Annotated in this window: 18 protein-coding genes and 1 tRNA gene; 13 read left to right on the top strand and 6 right to left on the bottom strand. The window is 67.4% G+C overall.

Annotated features, from left to right (window positions below; all coding sequences use genetic code 11):
- Positions 1 to 8: 8 nt before the first annotated feature.
- Positions 9 to 599 (bottom strand): hypothetical protein, encoded by a 591-nt coding sequence (locus ACK4S2_RS07650; protein WP_409622438.1) that lies wholly within the window; start codon positions 597 to 599, stop codon positions 9 to 11.
- 199 nt (positions 600 to 798) lie between these two features.
- On the opposite strand from ACK4S2_RS07650, the gene recA reads away from it, so the two are divergent.
- The 5 genes from recA (at position 799) to ACK4S2_RS07675 (ending at position 7261) form a co-directional block, all read left to right on the top strand.
- Positions 799 to 1863 (top strand): recombinase RecA, encoded by a 1065-nt coding sequence (recA, locus tag ACK4S2_RS07655; protein ID WP_409622440.1) that lies wholly within the window; start codon positions 799 to 801, stop codon positions 1861 to 1863.
- 85 nt (positions 1864 to 1948) lie between these two features.
- A complete protein-coding gene (gene alaS, locus ACK4S2_RS07660; protein ID WP_409622443.1) occupies positions 1949 to 4600 on the top strand; it encodes an alanine--tRNA ligase in 2652 nt (883 codons plus the stop codon).
- Between the two features lies 1 nt (position 4601).
- Entirely contained in the window at positions 4602 to 4892 is a 291-nt protein-coding gene (locus tag ACK4S2_RS07665; protein ID WP_409622446.1) for a DUF1330 domain-containing protein, read from the top strand.
- A gap of 4 nt (positions 4893 to 4896) precedes the next feature.
- Complete coding sequence (fabD, locus tag ACK4S2_RS07670; RefSeq protein WP_409622449.1) at positions 4897 to 5823, top strand: ACP S-malonyltransferase; 927 nt, start codon at positions 4897 to 4899, stop codon at positions 5821 to 5823.
- Positions 5824 to 5917: 94 nt separating this feature from the next.
- Positions 5918 to 7261, top strand: coding sequence for a calcium-binding protein (locus tag ACK4S2_RS07675; RefSeq protein WP_409622452.1), 1344 nt, complete (start codon positions 5918 to 5920; stop codon positions 7259 to 7261).
- Between the two features lie 57 nt (positions 7262 to 7318).
- Here the strand turns inward: ACK4S2_RS07675 and tig are convergent, their stop codons facing one another.
- Complete coding sequence (tig, locus tag ACK4S2_RS07680; protein WP_409622455.1) at positions 7319 to 8653, bottom strand: trigger factor; 1335 nt, start codon at positions 8651 to 8653, stop codon at positions 7319 to 7321.
- A 21-nt stretch (positions 8654 to 8674) separates the two neighbouring features.
- Positions 8675 to 8759 (bottom strand) — tRNA-Leu (locus ACK4S2_RS07685).
- A 200-nt stretch (positions 8760 to 8959) separates the two neighbouring features.
- Between ACK4S2_RS07685 and ACK4S2_RS07690 the strand changes: the two genes are divergently transcribed.
- The 8 genes from ACK4S2_RS07690 (at position 8960) to ACK4S2_RS07725 (ending at position 13340) form a co-directional block, all read left to right on the top strand.
- Positions 8960 to 9433: a Hint domain-containing protein gene (locus ACK4S2_RS07690; RefSeq protein WP_409622457.1), complete on the top strand. Its 474-nt coding sequence runs from the start codon at positions 8960 to 8962 to the stop codon at positions 9431 to 9433.
- Positions 9434 to 9559: 126 nt separating this feature from the next.
- Positions 9560 to 9706, top strand: coding sequence for a hypothetical protein (locus tag ACK4S2_RS07695; RefSeq protein WP_409622460.1), 147 nt, complete (start codon positions 9560 to 9562; stop codon positions 9704 to 9706).
- Positions 9707 to 10037: 331 nt separating this feature from the next.
- Complete coding sequence (locus ACK4S2_RS07700; protein WP_409622463.1) at positions 10038 to 10310, top strand: YceI family protein; 273 nt, start codon at positions 10038 to 10040, stop codon at positions 10308 to 10310.
- Positions 10311 to 10814: 504 nt separating this feature from the next.
- Complete coding sequence (gene rpsF, locus ACK4S2_RS07705) at positions 10815 to 11255, top strand: 30S ribosomal protein S6 (protein ID WP_409622466.1); 441 nt, start codon at positions 10815 to 10817, stop codon at positions 11253 to 11255.
- Positions 11256 to 11272: 17 nt separating this feature from the next.
- On the top strand, positions 11273 to 11500 hold the full coding sequence (gene rpsR, locus ACK4S2_RS07710; RefSeq protein ID WP_409622468.1) for a 30S ribosomal protein S18: 228 nt from the start codon (positions 11273 to 11275) through the stop codon (positions 11498 to 11500).
- Between the two features lie 12 nt (positions 11501 to 11512).
- Positions 11513 to 12082 (top strand): 50S ribosomal protein L9, encoded by a 570-nt coding sequence (gene rplI / locus ACK4S2_RS07715; RefSeq protein ID WP_409622472.1) that lies wholly within the window; start codon positions 11513 to 11515, stop codon positions 12080 to 12082.
- Positions 12083 to 12214: 132 nt separating this feature from the next.
- Complete coding sequence (fabG, locus tag ACK4S2_RS07720) at positions 12215 to 12952, top strand: 3-oxoacyl-[acyl-carrier-protein] reductase (RefSeq protein ID WP_409622475.1); 738 nt, start codon at positions 12215 to 12217, stop codon at positions 12950 to 12952.
- Positions 12953 to 13103: 151 nt separating this feature from the next.
- The gene (locus ACK4S2_RS07725) at positions 13104 to 13340 is read left to right on the top strand and encodes an acyl carrier protein (RefSeq protein ID WP_409622478.1); all 237 of its coding nucleotides are present in this window, start codon (positions 13104 to 13106) and stop codon (positions 13338 to 13340) included.
- A gap of 186 nt (positions 13341 to 13526) precedes the next feature.
- On the opposite strand, the gene ACK4S2_RS07730 is transcribed toward ACK4S2_RS07725, so the two are convergent.
- From ACK4S2_RS07730 to ACK4S2_RS07740, 3 genes are all read right to left on the bottom strand, one after another.
- Positions 13527 to 15011, bottom strand: a complete 1485-nt coding sequence (locus ACK4S2_RS07730; RefSeq protein ID WP_409622481.1) for a replicative DNA helicase — start codon at positions 15009 to 15011, stop codon at positions 13527 to 13529.
- A 229-nt stretch (positions 15012 to 15240) separates the two neighbouring features.
- Positions 15241 to 15915 carry an orotate phosphoribosyltransferase gene (locus ACK4S2_RS07735; protein WP_409622483.1) on the bottom strand — a complete coding sequence of 225 codons (675 nt, stop codon included), beginning with the start codon at positions 15913 to 15915 and terminating at the stop codon, positions 15241 to 15243.
- 12 nt (positions 15916 to 15927) lie between these two features.
- On the bottom strand, positions 15928 to 17160 hold the full coding sequence (locus tag ACK4S2_RS07740) for an MFS transporter (protein ID WP_409622486.1): 1233 nt from the start codon (positions 17158 to 17160) through the stop codon (positions 15928 to 15930).
- Positions 17161 to 17170 lie beyond the last annotated feature (10 nt).

Genomic DNA, 17170 nt, shown 5'->3' on the forward strand with positions numbered 1-17170 from the left:
CCCTGGGGTCAGGCCAGCGAGGCGTAAAGTTCCAGATCCCGGGCCATCGCCTTGCGCAAGCGCTTTTTCGTGGCCTGGGACAAGGCGAGGTCGGCCAGAGGCGAGACGTTGACCCTCGGCAGATGGATCTCGCAGCCCAACCGGTCCTCCAGAAACTCCACGAAGCCTTCGATCCGTTCGTAGCAGAAGATCCGGTCCACCGGCGGCCGCCCTTCGGGGGCCAGAAACCGCGCCTGAGAGCCGACTTCGGCAAAGGTCGGTTTCGGATCGTCGCAATAGGCGTTGGCGAATTCGTCAAAGCTCATGCTACGCGTCGAGGCGCGTTCGTCCAATACATCCTCGCGCTGGCGAAAGCGGTACCAGCTGCCCAGCCAGTCGAAAGGTTCGCGCATCAGCGCCACGGTGGTGAATTCGTGCCCCGAGGCGACCCGCAGATAGGGACCGAGAAAGCGGTGGTACCGTTGGATCGTGGTGTGTTTCAGCACCGGCGGCCGCTGGATCGAGACCGAGGCAAGGGATTCCAGCGCGGTGGCAATGGCGGTGGAGCCGGTCTTGGGGGTGGCCAGAAACACCAGACGCTGATCCCAGAACACGAGCATGACGACCCCCTTGTCAATGGCGCCGGTTTAGCAACCTGTCCGGGCGCCGTAAACCTTCGGTTAAGCAATTTTTGCCAAGCTCGGAACCAGCGAGAAAGCGGTTGAAATGTTCTTGCTTTGATCGCATAAAGTCATGAACGATACGTGAACAAACCCGCGATTGCCGCGCCCCTGCGGCTGTGGAATAAGGAGAGGCAAGATGGCAGGGTCAACCCTACTGGACTTCGGCGGAAAGCGGGACATGGACAAGAACAAGGCGCTGGAAAGCGCGCTGGCACAGATCGAACGGCAATTCGGCAAGGGCTCGATCATGCGGCTCGGGGCCAACAACCCGATCGCGGAAATCGAGGCGACCTCGACCGGCTCGCTCGGCCTCGACATCGCGCTGGGAATCGGCGGCCTGCCCAAGGGCCGCATCATCGAGATCTACGGGCCGGAATCCTCGGGCAAGACGACGCTGACGCTGCATGTGGTGGCCGAAGAACAGAAAAAGGGCGGCGTCTGCGCCTTTGTCGATGCCGAACATGCCCTGGACCCCGGCTATGCCAGGAAGCTGGGCGTCAACCTGGACGAGCTGCTGATAAGCCAGCCCGACACCGGCGAACAAGCGCTGGAAATCGTGGACACGCTGGTGCGTTCGGGCGCGGTGAGCCTCGTGGTCGTCGATTCGGTGGCGGCTCTGGTGCCGAAATCGGAAATCGAAGGCGACATGGGCGACATGCAGATGGGCAGCCAGGCCCGCCTGATGAGCCAGGCCATGCGCAAGCTGACCGCCAGCATCGGCCGCAGCAACTGCATGGTGATCTTCATCAACCAGATCCGCATGAAGATCGGCGTCATGTTCGGCAGCCCCGAAACCACCACCGGGGGCAACGCGCTGAAGTTCTATGCCAGCGTGCGGCTCGACATCCGCCGCACCGGCGCGATCAAGGACCGCGACGAGGTGGTGGGCAACTCCACCCGCGTGAAGGTGGTGAAGAACAAGGTAGCCCCCCCCTTCCGCGAGGTGGAATTCGACATCATGTATGGCGAAGGCATCTCCAAGACCGGCGAGCTGATCGACCTCGGCGTCAAGGCCGGCGTGATCGAGAAGTCGGGCAGCTGGTATTCCTGGGGCGACGAACGCATCGGCCAGGGGCGCGAAAACGCCAAGGCCTTCCTCAAGGCCAATCCGACCGTCGCCGCCGAGATCGAAGGCAGGATCCGCAACGCCAACGGGCTGGATTTTTCGGTGCCGCCGACGGCCGAAGACCTGATGGAATGAGGGTGCGCGGCGCGGGGCCCGGTGGACAGCCCCCGCGCCGCCCGCTAAACGGGGGGGCAACAGAACGCCCGGAGGCCCGCCCGCAATGCCCTCGCTGAACGATATCCGCTCGACCTTCCTCGATTTCTTTGCCCGCAACGGGCACCGGGTTGTGCCCTCCAGCCCGCTGGTGCCGCGCAACGACCCGACGCTGATGTTCACCAACTCGGGCATGGTGCAGTTCAAGAACTGCTTTACCGGGGCCGAGCGGCGCGATTACGTGCGGGCGACCACGGCGCAGAAATGCGTGCGCGCGGGCGGCAAGCACAACGACCTCGACAACGTGGGGTATACGGCGCGGCACCATACGTTCTTTGAAATGCTGGGCAATTTCAGCTTTGGCGACTATTTCAAGGAACAGGCCATCGCCTATGCCTGGGAACTCTTGACCCGCGATTTCGCGCTGAACCCGGAAAAGCTTTGCGTCACTGTCTATCATACCGACGACGAGGCGGCGGGAATCTGGAAAAAGGTCACCGGCTTTCCCGACCACAAGATCATCCGCATCGCCAGCGACGACAACTTCTGGCGCATGGGGCCGACCGGGCCCTGCGGGCCTTGCACCGAGATCTTCTATGACCACGGCGACCATATCTGGGGCGGCCCGCCCGGCAGCGCCGAGGCCGATGGCGACCGGTTCATCGAGATCTGGAACAACGTCTTCATGCAGAACGAGCAGTTCGAGGACGGCCGCCTGGTGCCGCTGGAAATGCAAAGCATCGATACCGGCATGGGGCTGGAACGCATCGGCGCGCTGCTGCAAGGCAAGCACGACAACTACGACACCGACCTGATGCGCAGCCTGATCGAGGCAAGCGCCCATGCCACCAGCACCGACCCCGACGGCAAGGGCAAGATCCACCACCGCGTGATCGCCGACCACCTGCGGTCCACCAGCTTTCTGATTGCCGATGGCGTGACCCCCAGCAACGAAGGCCGCGGCTATGTGCTGCGCCGCATCATGCGCCGGGCCATGCGCCACGCGCACATGCTGGGCGCGCAAGACCCGCTGATGCATCGTCTGGTGCCGGCGCTGGTGCGCCAGATGGGCGCGGCCTACCCGGAACTGACCCGCGCCCAGGCCTTGATCGAGGAGACGCTGAAGCTGGAGGAAACCCGCTTCCGCCAGACGCTGGACCGCGGGTTGAAGCTGCTGGACGCCGAAATCGAAGGCCTGCCCGAAGGCGCGCCCTTGCCCGGGGCTGCGGCCTTCAAGCTTTACGATACCTACGGCTTTCCGCTGGACCTGACGCAGGATGCGCTGCGCGAAAAGGGGCGCGAGGTGGAAACCGCCGGGTTCGATGCCGCGATGGCCGAACAGAAGGCCAAGGCCCGGGCAAGCTGGGCCGGTTCGGGCGAGGCCAAGGACGCCGCGATCTGGTTCGAGCTGGCCGAAACCCGCGGCACCACCGAATTCCTCGGCTACGAGACCGAATCCGCCGAAGGCCAGATCCTCGCCCTGGTGCAGGACGGCGCCGCAACAGACCGGGCGACCGGCACGGTGCAGATCGTGGTGAACCAGACGCCGTTCTATGCCGAAAGCGGCGGGCAGGTCGGCGATCAGGGCTTCATCCGCACCGAAACCGGCCTGGCCGAGGTGCGCGACACGAAGAAGGCCGCGGGCGTGTTCATTCACATCGCCGAGGTGACCGAAGGCCACCTGGAGCGCGGCCAGCCGGCCAAGCTGGAGGTCGCGCATGCACGCCGCGCCGCGATCCGGGCCAACCATTCGGCCACCCACCTGCTGCACGAGGCGCTGCGCCGCGCACTTGGCGACCATGTGGCGCAAAAGGGCAGCCTGAACGCCGAGGACCGGCTGCGCTTCGACTTTTCCCACGCCAAGGCGCTGAGTGCCGCGGAGCTTGCCGGGGTCGAGGCCGAGGTCAATGCCTTCATCCGCCAGAACGCCCCGGTGGAAACCCGCATCATGACGCCCGACGATGCGCGCGCCCTGGGGGCGCAGGCGCTGTTCGGGGAAAAGTATGGCGATGAGGTGCGCGTGGTCTCGATGGGTCACCTGGCCGGGTCGGGCAAGGGGGCCGACGGCGCGACCTACAGCCTGGAGCTGTGCGGCGGCACACATGTGGCGCGCACTGGCGACATCGGTGCCTTCGTGCTGCTGGGCGACAGTGCCTCCTCGGCCGGGGTGCGCCGGATCGAGGCGCTGACGGGGGCTGCCGCGCTGGCGCATCTGCGGGCGCAGGAAGCCCGGCTGCTGGAGGTGGCGGCGCTGCTCAAGGCCCCCGCCGCCGATGTTGTGGACCGTGTCCGCGCCCTGGCCGAGGAACGCAAGGCCCTGGCCAACGAGGTGGCGACCCTGCGGCGCGAGCTGGCGATGGGGGGCAAGGCCGCTGGCCCCGAGGCGGAAACCGTGAATGGAATCAAGTTTCTGGCGCAGGTTCTGCAAGGGGTTTCCGGCAAGGATCTGCCCGCCCTGATCGACGAGGCGAAGGGCCGCATCGGCTCGGGCGCGGTGCTGTTCATTGCCGATGCCGGCGGCAAGGCGGCGGTGGCGGCCGGGGTCACGCCCGACCTGACGGACCGGCTGTCGGCGGTGGCGCTGGTCAAGGCCGCGGCCGAGGTGCTGGGGGGCAAGGGCGGCGGCGGCCGGCCCGATCTGGCGCAGGCCGGCGGCGCCAGCGTGGACAATGCGGCGGACGCCATCGCGGCGGCCCGCGCCATCATCGGGGGGAACTGACATGCCGACCGCACTCTGGATTGCCCATGTGCAGGTGATCGACGCCGAGGCCTATGGCAAATACGCCCAGCTCGCCGGCCCGGCGATTGCGGCCCACGGCGGCAAGTTCCTGGCCCGGGGCGGCCGCTATCATCAGCTGGAAGGCAACGACCGCGCCCGCAACGTGGTCGCACGGTTCCCCAGCCTCGAGGCGGCGGTGGCCTGCTATCGCTCGCCCGAATATCAGGCGGCGCTGGACCATGCGCGCGGCGCCTCGGTCCGCGATCTGGTCGTGGTCGAGGAGGCGGAGTAACAGCATGAAGGCCTTCATCTTTCCCGGGCAAGGGTCGCAAGCCGTCGGCATGGGCCGCGCGCTGGCCGAGGCCTATCCGACCGCCCGCGCGGTGTTCGACGAGGTGGACGAGGCGCTTGGCGAGCGGTTGAGCGACCTGATCTGGAACGGCCCGATCGAGGCCTTGACGCTGACAGCCAACGCCCAGCCGGCAATCATGGCCACTTCGCTGGCCGCACTCCGCGCGCTGGAAAGCGCGGGCGTGCAGGTCGGCGATGCGGCCTTCGTGGCCGGGCATTCGCTGGGCGAATATTCCGCGCTGGCCGCGGCCGGCAGCCTGAGCATCGGCGATACCGCGCGGCTGCTGCGCATTCGCGGGCAGGCGATGCAGGCCGCGGTGCCGGTGGGCGTGGGGGCGATGGCGGCCCTGCTGGGGCTGGATTTCGCCGCTGCCTCGGAAGTGGCGGCAGAAGCCGCACAAGGCGAGGTGTGCCAGGCCGCCAACGACAACGACCCCGCGCAGGTGGTGGTTTCCGGCCACAAGGCCGCGGTCGAACGGGCGGTGGAGATTGCCAAGGCGCGCGGCGCCAAGCGGGCGCTGCTGCTGCCGGTTTCGGCGCCGTTCCATTGCGCGCTGATGCAGCCGGCCGCCGATGCGATGGCCGAGGCGCTGGCCGGTGTGGCCCTGCATGCGCCCCGCGTGCCGCTGGTGGCCAATGTCCGCGCCGAAGCGGTGACCGACCCCGAGACCATTCGCGCGCTGCTGGTGGAACAGGTGACCGGCTCGGTCCGCTGGCGGGAATCGGTCGGCTGGATGGCGGCGCGAGGCGTGACCGAGTTCTGGGAGATCGGGGCCGGAAAGGCGCTGTCGGGCATGGTCAAGCGCATCGCCCGCGATGCCGCCACCCGCGCCTTCGGCACGCCCGAGGATCTGGCGGCGCTGACCGCCTGAGCCTGCTGGACTGAATCGTCGCCAGAAAGGGATTTCCATGCTAGGCTCGCAGCGTTTTTGACGCTTTGATTGACCGGCATACGGAGATTTCCAGATGGCTCTGAGAGAAGGCACCCCCGACGCCGACGACCTTGTCGGGACCGAATTCAACGATACGATTTACGGCTTCGACGGCGATGACACGCTGTCGGGGCTGGCCGGCGCCGACCGGATCTATGGCGGCAACGGCAATGACCTGATCCTGACCGGCAATGGCCGCGACCGCGCCTGGGGGGATGCCGGCAACGACACGCTGCGCGGCGGCACCGGGAACCACACGCTTTACGGGGGCGCGGGGGATGACTGGATCCTGCTCGGTTTCGACGACAGTTACTGGAGCAGTTACGACCCGCCGCAGCACCGGGTCGGCGTCGGCGGCAGCGGCAACGATTTTCTGCAGACGACCGGGCATCACAACGCCGACCTTTACGGCGGGTTCGGCGTGGATACCGCGCGGCTGATCCATTATTCGACCAACCACAGCTGGATGCGCGTGCAGCTGAACGGGCCGGGGGCCGGCATGACCAGCGGCCACGGCCAGACCATGATCTTCGACAGCCTGGAGCGGCTGGAGTTCTTTGCCGATTTTGGCGACCACACCGTGATCGGCGGCGATCTGGACGATGTGATCCATGTCGGGGTCGGAGCCGACAGCGTCGAGGCCGGTGCCGGCGACGATCTCGTGCAGATGCGGGCATCCGGGGCGCACACGCTGTATGGCGGGGCAGGCAACGACCTGCTGGAGGTCGAAGGGATCTGGCGGCAATCGGTCTATTTCGTCGTCGGGGCCGATGGCTCGGTGGATGACGGCAACCTGTCGGTGATCGAGGGGTTCGAGCGGTATTTCGTCTTTGGTCAAGGTCGCAGCAACGACATCATCTCCTTGGGCGCGGGCAACGATACCGCCAAGGGTTATGCCGGGTCGGATACGCTGATCGGGCAGGCGGGGGACGACCGGCTGTTCGGCGGGTTCGGCAATGATTCGCTTTACGGCGGCGATGGGCGTGACTGGCTTGGTGGCGGTGCAAGCGACGACGTTTTATCCGGTGGCGTCGGGCGCGATACGCTGGTCGGTGGCGCAGGGGCCGATACCTTCCTGTTCGATACGTTCGATGACGGGCCCGACCGGATTGTCGATTTCGTTTCGGGTCAGGACCGGATCGCCGTTGCCAGCGCGCTTGTGGGGGGCCTGATCGGCCCCGGCGTGCTGGAAACCGGCGATCTGACCCATGGCAGCCCGGGCGATTCCCGGCCGCAGTTCGTGGTGCAATCGACAGGCCCCGATGGCCCGGCGCGGCTGTTCTGGGATGCCGACGGGGCGGGCAGCGGCAAGGCGGTGCTGTTTGCGGTGCTGCTCGGCGCGCCTGGACTGGTGGCCGAAGACATCGTCATCGTCTGAAAGCGAAAGGGCCGCCCCCTTGCGGGGCGGCCCCTGTGCAAGCCCTGGGGCCGCAGGTCAGAGGTTGTCCAGCGCCTCGACGGCCTTGGTCAGCTCGTCCTTGCCGACTTCCTTTTCGGTCACGGTGGCACCGGCCACGATGTGATCCACGACCTTGTCCTCGAAGATCGGCGCGCGCAGCTGCTGCTGCGCCTGGGCGTTCTTCTGGATGTATTCGAAGAACTGGCGTTCCTGGCCCGGATACTGCCGCGCCTGGGCCAGCACGGCCTGGGTCAGCTCGGCATCGGTGACCTGCACTTCGGCCTTGCGGCCGATTTCGGCCAGCAGCAGGCCCAGACGCACGCGGCGCTCGGCCAGGGTCTTGTGTTCTTCGGTCGGTTCCACGGCGCCGTGGTTGTGGTCGTGGACGTGGGGGTTTTCCTCGTGCCACAGCTGGTGGGCGATCTGGGCGGCCTCGGCCTCGACCAGGCTCGGCGGCAGGTCGAACTTGACCAGCGCGTCCAGCTGATCCAGCAGCGCGCGCTTGAGCACCGCGCGGGCGGCGCCCTTGTATTCGGCCTCCAGCCGCTCGCTGATCTGGCCCTTCAGCGCGTCGAGCGATTCGGCGCCGAACTTCTTGGCCAGCTCGTCATCCAGCTCGGCCGCCTTCGGGGCCTTCACTTCCTTGACGGTGCAGGCGAAGACCGCGGCCTTGCCGGCCAGATGCGCGGCGCCGTAATTTTCCGGGAAGGTCACGTTGACCGACACTTCGTCGCCGGCCTTGGCGCCGACCAGCTGTTCCTCGAACCCGGGGATGAAGCTGCCCGAACCCAGCACCAGCGGATAATCCTCGCCGGCGCCGCCTTCGAACTCCACGCCGTCGACCGACCCCTTGAAGTCGATCACGACCTGGTCGCCTTCCTTGGCCTTGGAGCCTTTCTTGCGATCTTCGAAGGTCTGGCCGGCCTTGGCCAGGTTTTCCAGCGCCTCGGCCACGGCCGCTTCGTCGGCCTTGACGACCAGGCGTTCCAGCACGATGCCCGACAGGTCGACCTCGGGGATCTCGGGCAGCGCCTCGTAGGTCATTTCCACGACCAGATCGTCGCCTTCCTTCCAGCCTTCGCCGTTCTTCATGGCGATTTTCGGCTGCAGGGCCGGGCGGTCGCCGCTGGACCTGAAGTGATCGTCCATCGCGCTGTCGATCGCATCCTGCATGGCGTCGCCCAGCAGGCGCTGGCCATACTGCTTGCGCAGGATCGCCATCGGCACCTTGCCCTTGCGGAAGCCCTTGATCTCGATTTCCGGCTGCGCCTCGACGAGCTTCGCCTCGACCTTGGCGTCCAGTTCGGCGGCGGTGACCGTGATGGTGTAGCCGCGCTTCAGGCCTTCGTTCAGGGTCTGGGTGACCTGCATGGTGGTTCCTTCTTCCTTACATGGTGCGGGCGAAGGGACTTGAACCCCCACGCCTTGCGGCGCCGGAACCTAAATCCGGTGCGTCTGCCAGTTCCGCCACGCCCGCGTTATTGCATAAAGGCGGGGCAGCCCCCGTCGCCGGAAAGGCCGCCCCGCGTTCCGCGCCGTTCTAGCAAAGGCCCTGCGCGGATGCGAGAGGAAAAAGCGCCTTGTCCGGTTCGCGGAAATACCCCGGCGTGAACCCAATCTTGCCACAATCGGGCGCAATCTGGACAAGGACGAAACGCCTCGCCACCGGAGAACCCGATGACCGACCCGATGCTTGCTGCCGCACCGCACACGGACGTCGCCACCGGCGTGGCAATGGGCACCCGGGTGCTGACGCTGCAAGGCGCACTGGCGGTCGAGTATCTGGAACCCGGCGACCGGGTCATCACCCGCTCGGGCGCGCGGGCCTTGCGCGCGGTGGAGGCTGTCGTGCTGCACGATGCCGCCGTGGTCACGGTGGCTGCGGGCGCACTGGGGCACGACCGGCCCGAGGCGCCCTTGTGCCTGCCGGCCGGTCAGCCGGTGATGCTGCGCGACTGGCGGGCACAGGCGCTTTATGGTTGCCGCGCGGCCGCGGTGCCTGCGGCCCGGCTGGTCGATGGCGAATTCCTGCGGGCCGAAAGCCGGGCGGAACTGCGGCTGTTCCGGCTGGTGTTTGATGCGCCCGAAGTGATCTATGCCGACGGCGTGGAACTGACCTGCGCTGCGGCAGCCGTGGCGCAACCGGCCTGAGCGGCCGAACCCTTCCGATCAGCCAAGGCGGAGACCATAACTTTCGCACATCGGCTATGCGGCCCGCCGCGTTCGCCCGGCGTGGGGCCTGCGCTATTTTCCAGCGAAATCGCAGGAGACACGTCGATGCACCGGACCAATACCCCCAAAGGTTTCGGGCGCATCGACGGTGGCCTGCACTGGCTGACCGCGGGGTTGATCCTGCAGTCGCTGCCGCTGGGACTTTATGCCGAAGGGCTTCCCTACGGCACCTCGGCCGAACTGGCGTGGTAGGCGCAGGTGTGTTCGCTGCACAAGACCTTCGGCGTCGCCGCGCTCTTCGTCGGGGGGCGCGCATCCTGTGGGCGCTAACGCAGCCGCACCCCGCGCCGGTGGCGCATCGCAAGGCCGAAGTCTGGATGGCCGGCCTGATGCACGAGTGCTTTATGAGGCGCGGATGCTGCGCGGCGTGGCTGCCGGCGTCACCGGCCAGCGCGCCGCCGGGGCAGGGGGGCCGCACTGGTCGCCTGGGGGGCGCGGTGGCTGCGGTCGCGTTGCAGGCGCCGGCCGTTGCCCCGACGATGGCAGAGGCGCCGGGGACGGTGGTGGCCGCCCGGCCGGGCGCATGGACAGTCGAGCAGCCCACGCTAGCCATCGGCGTGCGGCAGATGGGCCGCACCGTGACCGCCGCTTTGCCGGCTGGGCCGCCGATATCGCCTTCGACCCTGCGCAGGACGCCGGCAACCGCGTGACCGTGACCGTCGATCTGGCCAGCATGTCGCTCGGGTCGGTTTCCGCCCGGGCGCAGCGGCCCGATTTCCTGAACGCAGCCGCGCATCTGCAGGCAGTCTTTGCCGTTTCGGTCGAAGTCGCGCTGACGGCGCGGCGCCAGCCCTGACAAGGCGTCCAACGGCAAGACATGGGCCGCCGGACGCTGCCGGCGGCCCATGTCGTTGCGCAGGTCCAACCGCGGGCCGCACAGCAAGACGCCGCCGGGGCCAACCCGGCGGTGCGCAGGTTGCAACGGTGATTGCAGCTGAACACGATCTGGCTGTGGCCGGCATCCAGCACATAGGCTTCGAGGGCGGCCAGCGCCGGGGTAGCGGCCAGCACTGCAAGGGCAAGGGCGGAACGACGGATCGTCGGGATCTCGTCAGGGGCTGGATGCCTGCGATGTGCCCCGGCACGGCTCTTGCGCCAATCCGGGATTGTCGAACACGCCCTGTGAGCAGATCAACAATCGCGCCGGACGGCCATTGTTGCCTCTTGCCAGCGCAGGGCGCGGCTTGTATGCACCGCCATCCTTTCCGCTGGTCTCAGGAACCGGCGCTGCCTCTCGTGGACGGGGTGCGGAAAGGGGAACGGCCCGTCCTATGAAGCCGCCACGCAAAAGGACTCGCACATGCCGCTTTACGAGCATGTCCTGATTGCGCGCCAGGATCTGTCCAGCGCGCAGGCCGAAGGCCTGATCGAACATTTCTCCGCAGTGCTTTCCGACAACGGCGGCAAGGTCGTCGGCACGGAATACTGGGGCGTCAAGACGATGGCCTACAAGATCAACAAGAACCGCAAGGGGCATTACGCCTTCTTCCGCACCGACGCGCCCTCGGCCGCCGTGCTGGAGATGGAGCGTCTGGCCCGCCTGCATGACGACGTGATGCGCGTGCTGTCGGTCAAGGTCGACAAGCACGAAGACGGCCCCTCGGTGCAGATGCAGAAGCGCGACGAACGCGATGGCCGCGACGGCCCGCGCGACACCCGCGACGGCGCCCCCCGCGAACCGCGTGGCGACCGCCCGGACCGTGCCGACCGTGGCGGGTTCGACCGCCGCGAACGCCGCTGAGCTGAAGGAGACGCCTCATGGCCAGCAAACCGTTTTTCCGCCGCCGCAAGGTCTGCCCCTTCTCGGGCGACAATGCCCCCGCCATCGACTACAAGGACGTGAAGCTGCTACAGCGCTACATTTCCGAGCGCGGCAAGATCGTTCCTGCCCGCATCACCGCCGTCTCGGCCAAGAAGCAGCGTGAGCTGGCCCGCGCCATCAAGCGCGCCCGCTTCCTCGCCCTGCTGCCCTATGCCGTGAAGTAAGGAGAAAGACCGATGCAAGTCATCCTGCTTCAGCGCGTGGCCAAGCTTGGCCAGATGGGCGATGTCGTGAAGGTGAAGGACGGCTACGCCCGCAACTACCTGCTGCCGCAAGGCAAGGCGCTGCGCGCGAACGACGCCAACATCAAGAGCTTCGAGCAGCGCAAGGCGCAGCTCGAGGCGCAGAACCTTGAAACCCGCAAGGAAGCCCAGGCCGTGGCCGAAAAGCTCGACGGTCAGGTCTTTGTGGTGATCCGTTCGGCCGCCGATTCGGGCGCGCTCTACGGGTCGGTCACGGCGCGCGATGCGGCCGAGGCTGCGGCCGCGGCCGGCTTCACCGTCAACCGGGGCCAGATCGTGCTGGACAAGCCGATCAAGGATCTGGGCATGCACGGCGTGACCGTGGTGCTGCACCCCGAAGTCAGCGCCAAGATCTCGCTGAACGTCGCGCGTTCGGTCGAGGAAGCCGAACTGCAGGCCACCGGCAAGTCGATCCAGCAGCTTGCGGCCGAGGCCGAGGCTGCGGCCGACATGGATATCGCCAACCTGTTCGACGATCTGGGCGGCGCCGCTGCCGAAGAATGAGCGACGGCGCCACCGGCGCGCCGCCTTGCCCCCGCGCCGCAGCCCGGCGCGGGGGTTTTCTTTTCCCGCGCCCGGCGGTTGAGCCTGCGCGCCCGACAGGCTAAAGGGCAGGAAACCCCAAGGGAGGACCCCATGTTCGATCTGACCGGCAGGACCGCGCTGATTACCGGCGCCTCGGGCGGCATCGGTGCGGCCGTGGCCCGCGCGCTGCACGCCGCCGGCGCCACCGTGGCGCTGTCGGGCACCCGTCAGGCCCCGCTCGACGATCTGGCCGCCAGCCTCGGCGCCCGCGCCCATGTGCTGCCCTGCAACCTGTCCGATGCCGCCGCGGTCGAGGCCTTGCCCAAACAGGCCGCCGAAGCGATGGGGCGGGTGGACATCCTCGTCAACAACGCCGGCATCACCCGCGACAACCTGTTCATGCGCATGTCCGACGAGGAGTTCCAGTCGGTGCTGGACGTGAACCTGACCGCCAGCTTCCGCCTGATGCGCGGCGTCCTGCGCGGCATGATGAAGGCGCGCTGGGGCCGCATCGTTTCGGTCACCTCGATCGTGGGGGCCACGGGCAACCCCGGGCAAGGCAACTATGCCGCGTCCAAGGCCGGGCTGGTGGGCATGTCGAAGTCGCTGGCACAAGAGGTCGCCAGCCGCGGCATCACCGTGAACTGCGTGGCCCCCGGCTTCATAGCCACACCGATGACCGACAAGCTGACCGACGATCAGAAGACCCGGATCAACGCCCAGATCCCCGCCGGCCGCATGGGAACGCCGGCCGAAATCGCCGCAGCTGTGCTGTATCTTTCCAGCGACGAAGCCGCCTATGTCACCGGCGCCACCTTGCACGTCAACGGCGGCATGGCCATGATCTGAGAACGGGGCCGCGGGCAAAAGCATTTGCCACGCCCGGGGAACATGCTATAGCCCCGCCCGACGCAAGGTGCACCGGTCCGCGACGGCCCGGCACCCTGTGGAAGACCGGGGACAGACCGCGGGCGCGGCCCGCATGACAAGAGGAACTACCATGAGCGACATCGCGGACCGCGTGAAGAAGATCGTCGTCGAGCATCTGGGCGTCGAGGAGGACAAGGTGACCGAGAACGCCTCGTTCATCGACGATCTCGGCGCCGACAGCCTCGACACGGTCGAGCTGGTCATGGCCTTCGAAGAAGAATTCGGGATCGAGATCCCCGACGATGCGGCCGAAACCATCCAGACCTTCGGCGACGCGGTGAAGTTCATCACCGAGGCTCAGGCCTGATCCGCCGCAGCGGCGCAACTTGTGCGCAAAGGGCGCCCCGAGGGGCGCCCTTCTTGCATCCGGCGTCCGGCATGGTGGCTACCGGGTGCCACACGACGCTGCCCGCTTTCACCTTGCCCAAATATCCCCCCCGGAGGGCGGGGGTCCGGGGGCAGCGCCCCCGGCCCGGCCGGCGCCGCCAGGCGCCTAGAACCCGCCGCCGCCTTGCCAGTCGCGCGCCAGGTTGCCAAAGCGGGTAAAGCGGCCTTCGAAGCTCAGCTCCACCGTGCCGATCGGCCCGTGACGCTGCTTGCCGATGATGACTTCGGCTTTGCCGTGCACCTGTTCCATGATCTGCTGCCACTTGGCCATCGCTTCCAGATCGTGATCGCCGGGCTTTTCGCGTTCGCGGTAGTATTCCTCGCGGAACACGAACATCACCACGTCGGCATCCTGCTCGATCGAGCCCGATTCCCGCAGGTCGGACAGTTGCGGCCGCTTGTCGTCGCGCGATTCCACCGCGCGGCTCAGCTGCGACAGGGCGATCACCGGGATGTTCAGCTCCTTGGCGATGGCCTTGAGCCCCTGGGTGATCTCGGACACTTCCTGCACCCGGTTGTCCTTGGACGAGCCTTTCAGCAGTTGCAGGTAGTCCACCATCAGCACGTCCAGCCCGTGCGTGCGCTTCAGCCGCCGCGCGCGGGCCGCCACCTGGCTGATCGGCAGCGCCGGCGTATCGTCGATGTAGAGCGGGCAGGATTCCAGCGCCTTGGCCGCCTCGACAAAGCGGCGGAACTCCTGTTCCGTCATGTCGCCGCGGCGGATCTGTTCGCTGGGCACCTCGGCCGCTTCCGAAAGGATGCGGGCCGCCAGCTGCTCGGCGCTCATTTCCAGGCTGAAGAACCCGACCACCCCGCCTTCGACCGCGCCTTCGGTGCCGTCGGGCTTGCGGCCGCGCTTGTAGGCCTTGGCGATGTTGAAGGCGATGTTGGTGGCCAGCGAGGTCTTGCCCATCGAAGGACGCCCGGCCAGGATCAGCAGGTCCGAAGGGTGCAGGCCGCCCAGCTTCTTGTCCAGGTCGATCAGCCCGGTCGGAATCCCCGACAACCCGCCCCCGCGCTGGTAGGCGGCGTTCGCCACATCCACCGCCGAGGTGACCGCGCGCAGAAAGCTCTGGAAGCCGCGTTCGGCAACACCCTGTTCGCCCAGCTTGTAAAGCCGCTGTTCGGCCTCGGTGATCTGCTCGCGCGGTTCGGCCCCGATCTCGAACTTTGCGGCCCGGTCGGCGATGTCGCGCCCCAGCGCGATCAACTCGCGCCGCACGGCAAGGTCGTAGACCATCTGCGCATAATCGCGCGCCGCAAAGGCCGAGATCGCCGCCCCCGCCAGCCGCACCAGATAGGCCGGCCCGCCCAGTTCCTTCAGGCCGGGGTCGTCTTCCAGAAACGCCTTCAGTGTCACCGGGCTGGCCAGCTGGTTGCGGGTGATGCGGGCGGTGGCGATTTCGAAGATGCGCTGGTGCACCGGGTCGTAGAAATGCTCGGCCTTCACCAGTGCGGCGATGCGGTCGTAGATGTCGTTGTTGGTCAGGATCGCGCCCAGCAACTGCTGCTCGGCCTCGATGTTGTGAGGCAGCGGTTCGGGGTCTGCCGCCGCGGGAACTGCGGGCGCGAAGCGGGTGATTTCGGTCATGCCTGCCTGCCGGTTCTTGATGAAGCCTGTGCCCTAGCGCACCTGGGCCGGGGCTGTCCATAAGCCGGGTCTGGGGACAAGTCGTGTATAACCGGCAGGATAACCCCGGCCGCGATTCGGTGCCACCAGCTTCTGTGGCGGTGCCTGGCCTATCCACAAGATATCCGATTCCCGGCACCGGGCGGGCGCGGTGACCCGCGCCTTGCCCACAGGTTTATCCCCGGGTTTTTCAGGGGTTGGCCGCGCGCCAGGCCGCCGGATCGGTCAGGAACGCCTCGACATTGGCCAAGGTGCGATCGTCGAAGGCCTGGCGCCGGCGCGCTTCGGCCAGCACATCCCACCATGTGGCCAGCCAGTGCAGCTCGACCCCGTGTGCGCGCAGGCGCGGCACGGTGTCGGCAAAGATGCCGTAGTAGAAGATCACCGCCGCATGCCCGCAGCTTGCCCCGGTTTCGCGGATGGCATCCACGAAGGAAAGCTTGCTGCCGCCGTCGGTCGTCAGATCCTCGACCAGCAGCACGCGCTGGCCGGGGGTCATGGCGCCTTCGATACGGGCGTTGCGGCCATAGCCCTTGGGTTTCTTGCGCACATAGGTCATGGGTAGCGCCATGCGCTCGGCCACCAGCGCGGCAAAGGGGATACCGGCGGTTTCGCCGCCGGCGATGTTGTCGAAGGCCTCCGGTCCGGCGTTGCGCATCACCGTGAGGGTCAGAAAATCCATCAGCACCGAGCGGATCCGCGGATAGGAGATCAGCTTGCGGCAGTCGATGTAGGTCGGCCCCTTCAGCCCCGAGGCATAGACATAAGGCGTATCGGCGTTGAAATGCACCGCGCCGATGTCCAGCAGCATGCCGGCGGTCAGGCGGGCGATTTCCTCGGGGGCGGGAAAGCTGGACGGGATCATGCGCGCACTCCTTCAGGTTGCCGCGGCTTTAGGGCCAAAACCCGCGGGGCGCAACGGGCGCCCGCGCAGCAGGATGGTCCAGGCGATGACCAGGTTCAGCAGGTTCCAGCCGATGCCATGCACGAAGGCCAGCGTGTAGCTGCCGGTCATGTCGTAGATCACCCCCGAAAGCCAGCCCCCCAGCGCCATGCCCACGATGGTGGCCATCATCACCAGCCCGACGCGGGCGCCGGCCTCGGCCGCGGGCATGTAGTCGCGCACGATCACCGCATAGGCCGGCACGATGCCGCCTTGGCTCAGGCCGAAGATCAGGCTGACGATGTAAAGCGGAACCAGCCCGTCGAACGGCAGATACAGGAACAGCGCCAGCATCTGCAGGGTCGATCCGATCAGCAGCGTGGCCATGCCCCCCAGACGGTCGGCCAGCAACCCCGAGATCAGCCGCGAGGCCACGCCCCCCAGCAGCATCAGCGACAGCATTTCCGCCCCCACCGCCGGCCCGAAGCCCAGGTCGATGCAATAGGCCACGATGTGAACCTGCGGCATCGACATGGCAACGCAGCAGGCAACCCCGGCCAGCACCAGCAGCCCTTGCAGCGCCCGCGGCGAAAGCCGGGTGGCATGGGCGCGGGCGCGGGCGGCGGCATCGGCGCGGGCGCGCGCCTCGGCCGGAACGGGGGTGCGCAGCGTCAGCGTCAACGGCAGAACGATCAGCGCCAGCGCGATGCCGGTGGCGGCATAGGCCGGGCGCCAGCCCCAGCCGTCGATCCCCGCGGTCAGCGCCAGCGGCCAGACCACGCCCGACAGGTAATTGCCGCTGGCCGCGATCGACACCGCGATGCCGCGCCGCTTGAGGAACCAGTGCGAGACATCGGCCATCAGCGGCCCGAAGCTGGCCGCAGTGCCAAGGCCGATCATCAGTTGCGCCAGCGCGATCGGCCAGATCGACGGCGCCAGCGCCACCAGCACATGTCCAAGGCCCACCGCCGCGACCGAAACCGCCAGCGTGGGCGCGATGCCGTGCCGGTCCACCAGCCGCCCGGCCAGCACGTTGCCGGCGGCAAAGCCCAGCATGGTGGCGGCATAGGTCAGGCTGGAGGTGCCGCGGTCCAGCCCGAATTCGGCCTGGATCGAAGGCAAGGCCACGATCACCGTCCACATGCCGGCATTGCCGGTCGTGGCGATGGCCAGCGTCAGCGCCAGCCGCGCCCAGGAACGGCGGCTGTCCAGAACGGATGCGGTCATGGCGTGGCTC

The organism is Gemmobacter sp. (assembly GCF_046292685.1).
In the GTDB taxonomy this organism is placed as follows: domain Bacteria; phylum Pseudomonadota; class Alphaproteobacteria; order Rhodobacterales; family Rhodobacteraceae; genus Wagnerdoeblera.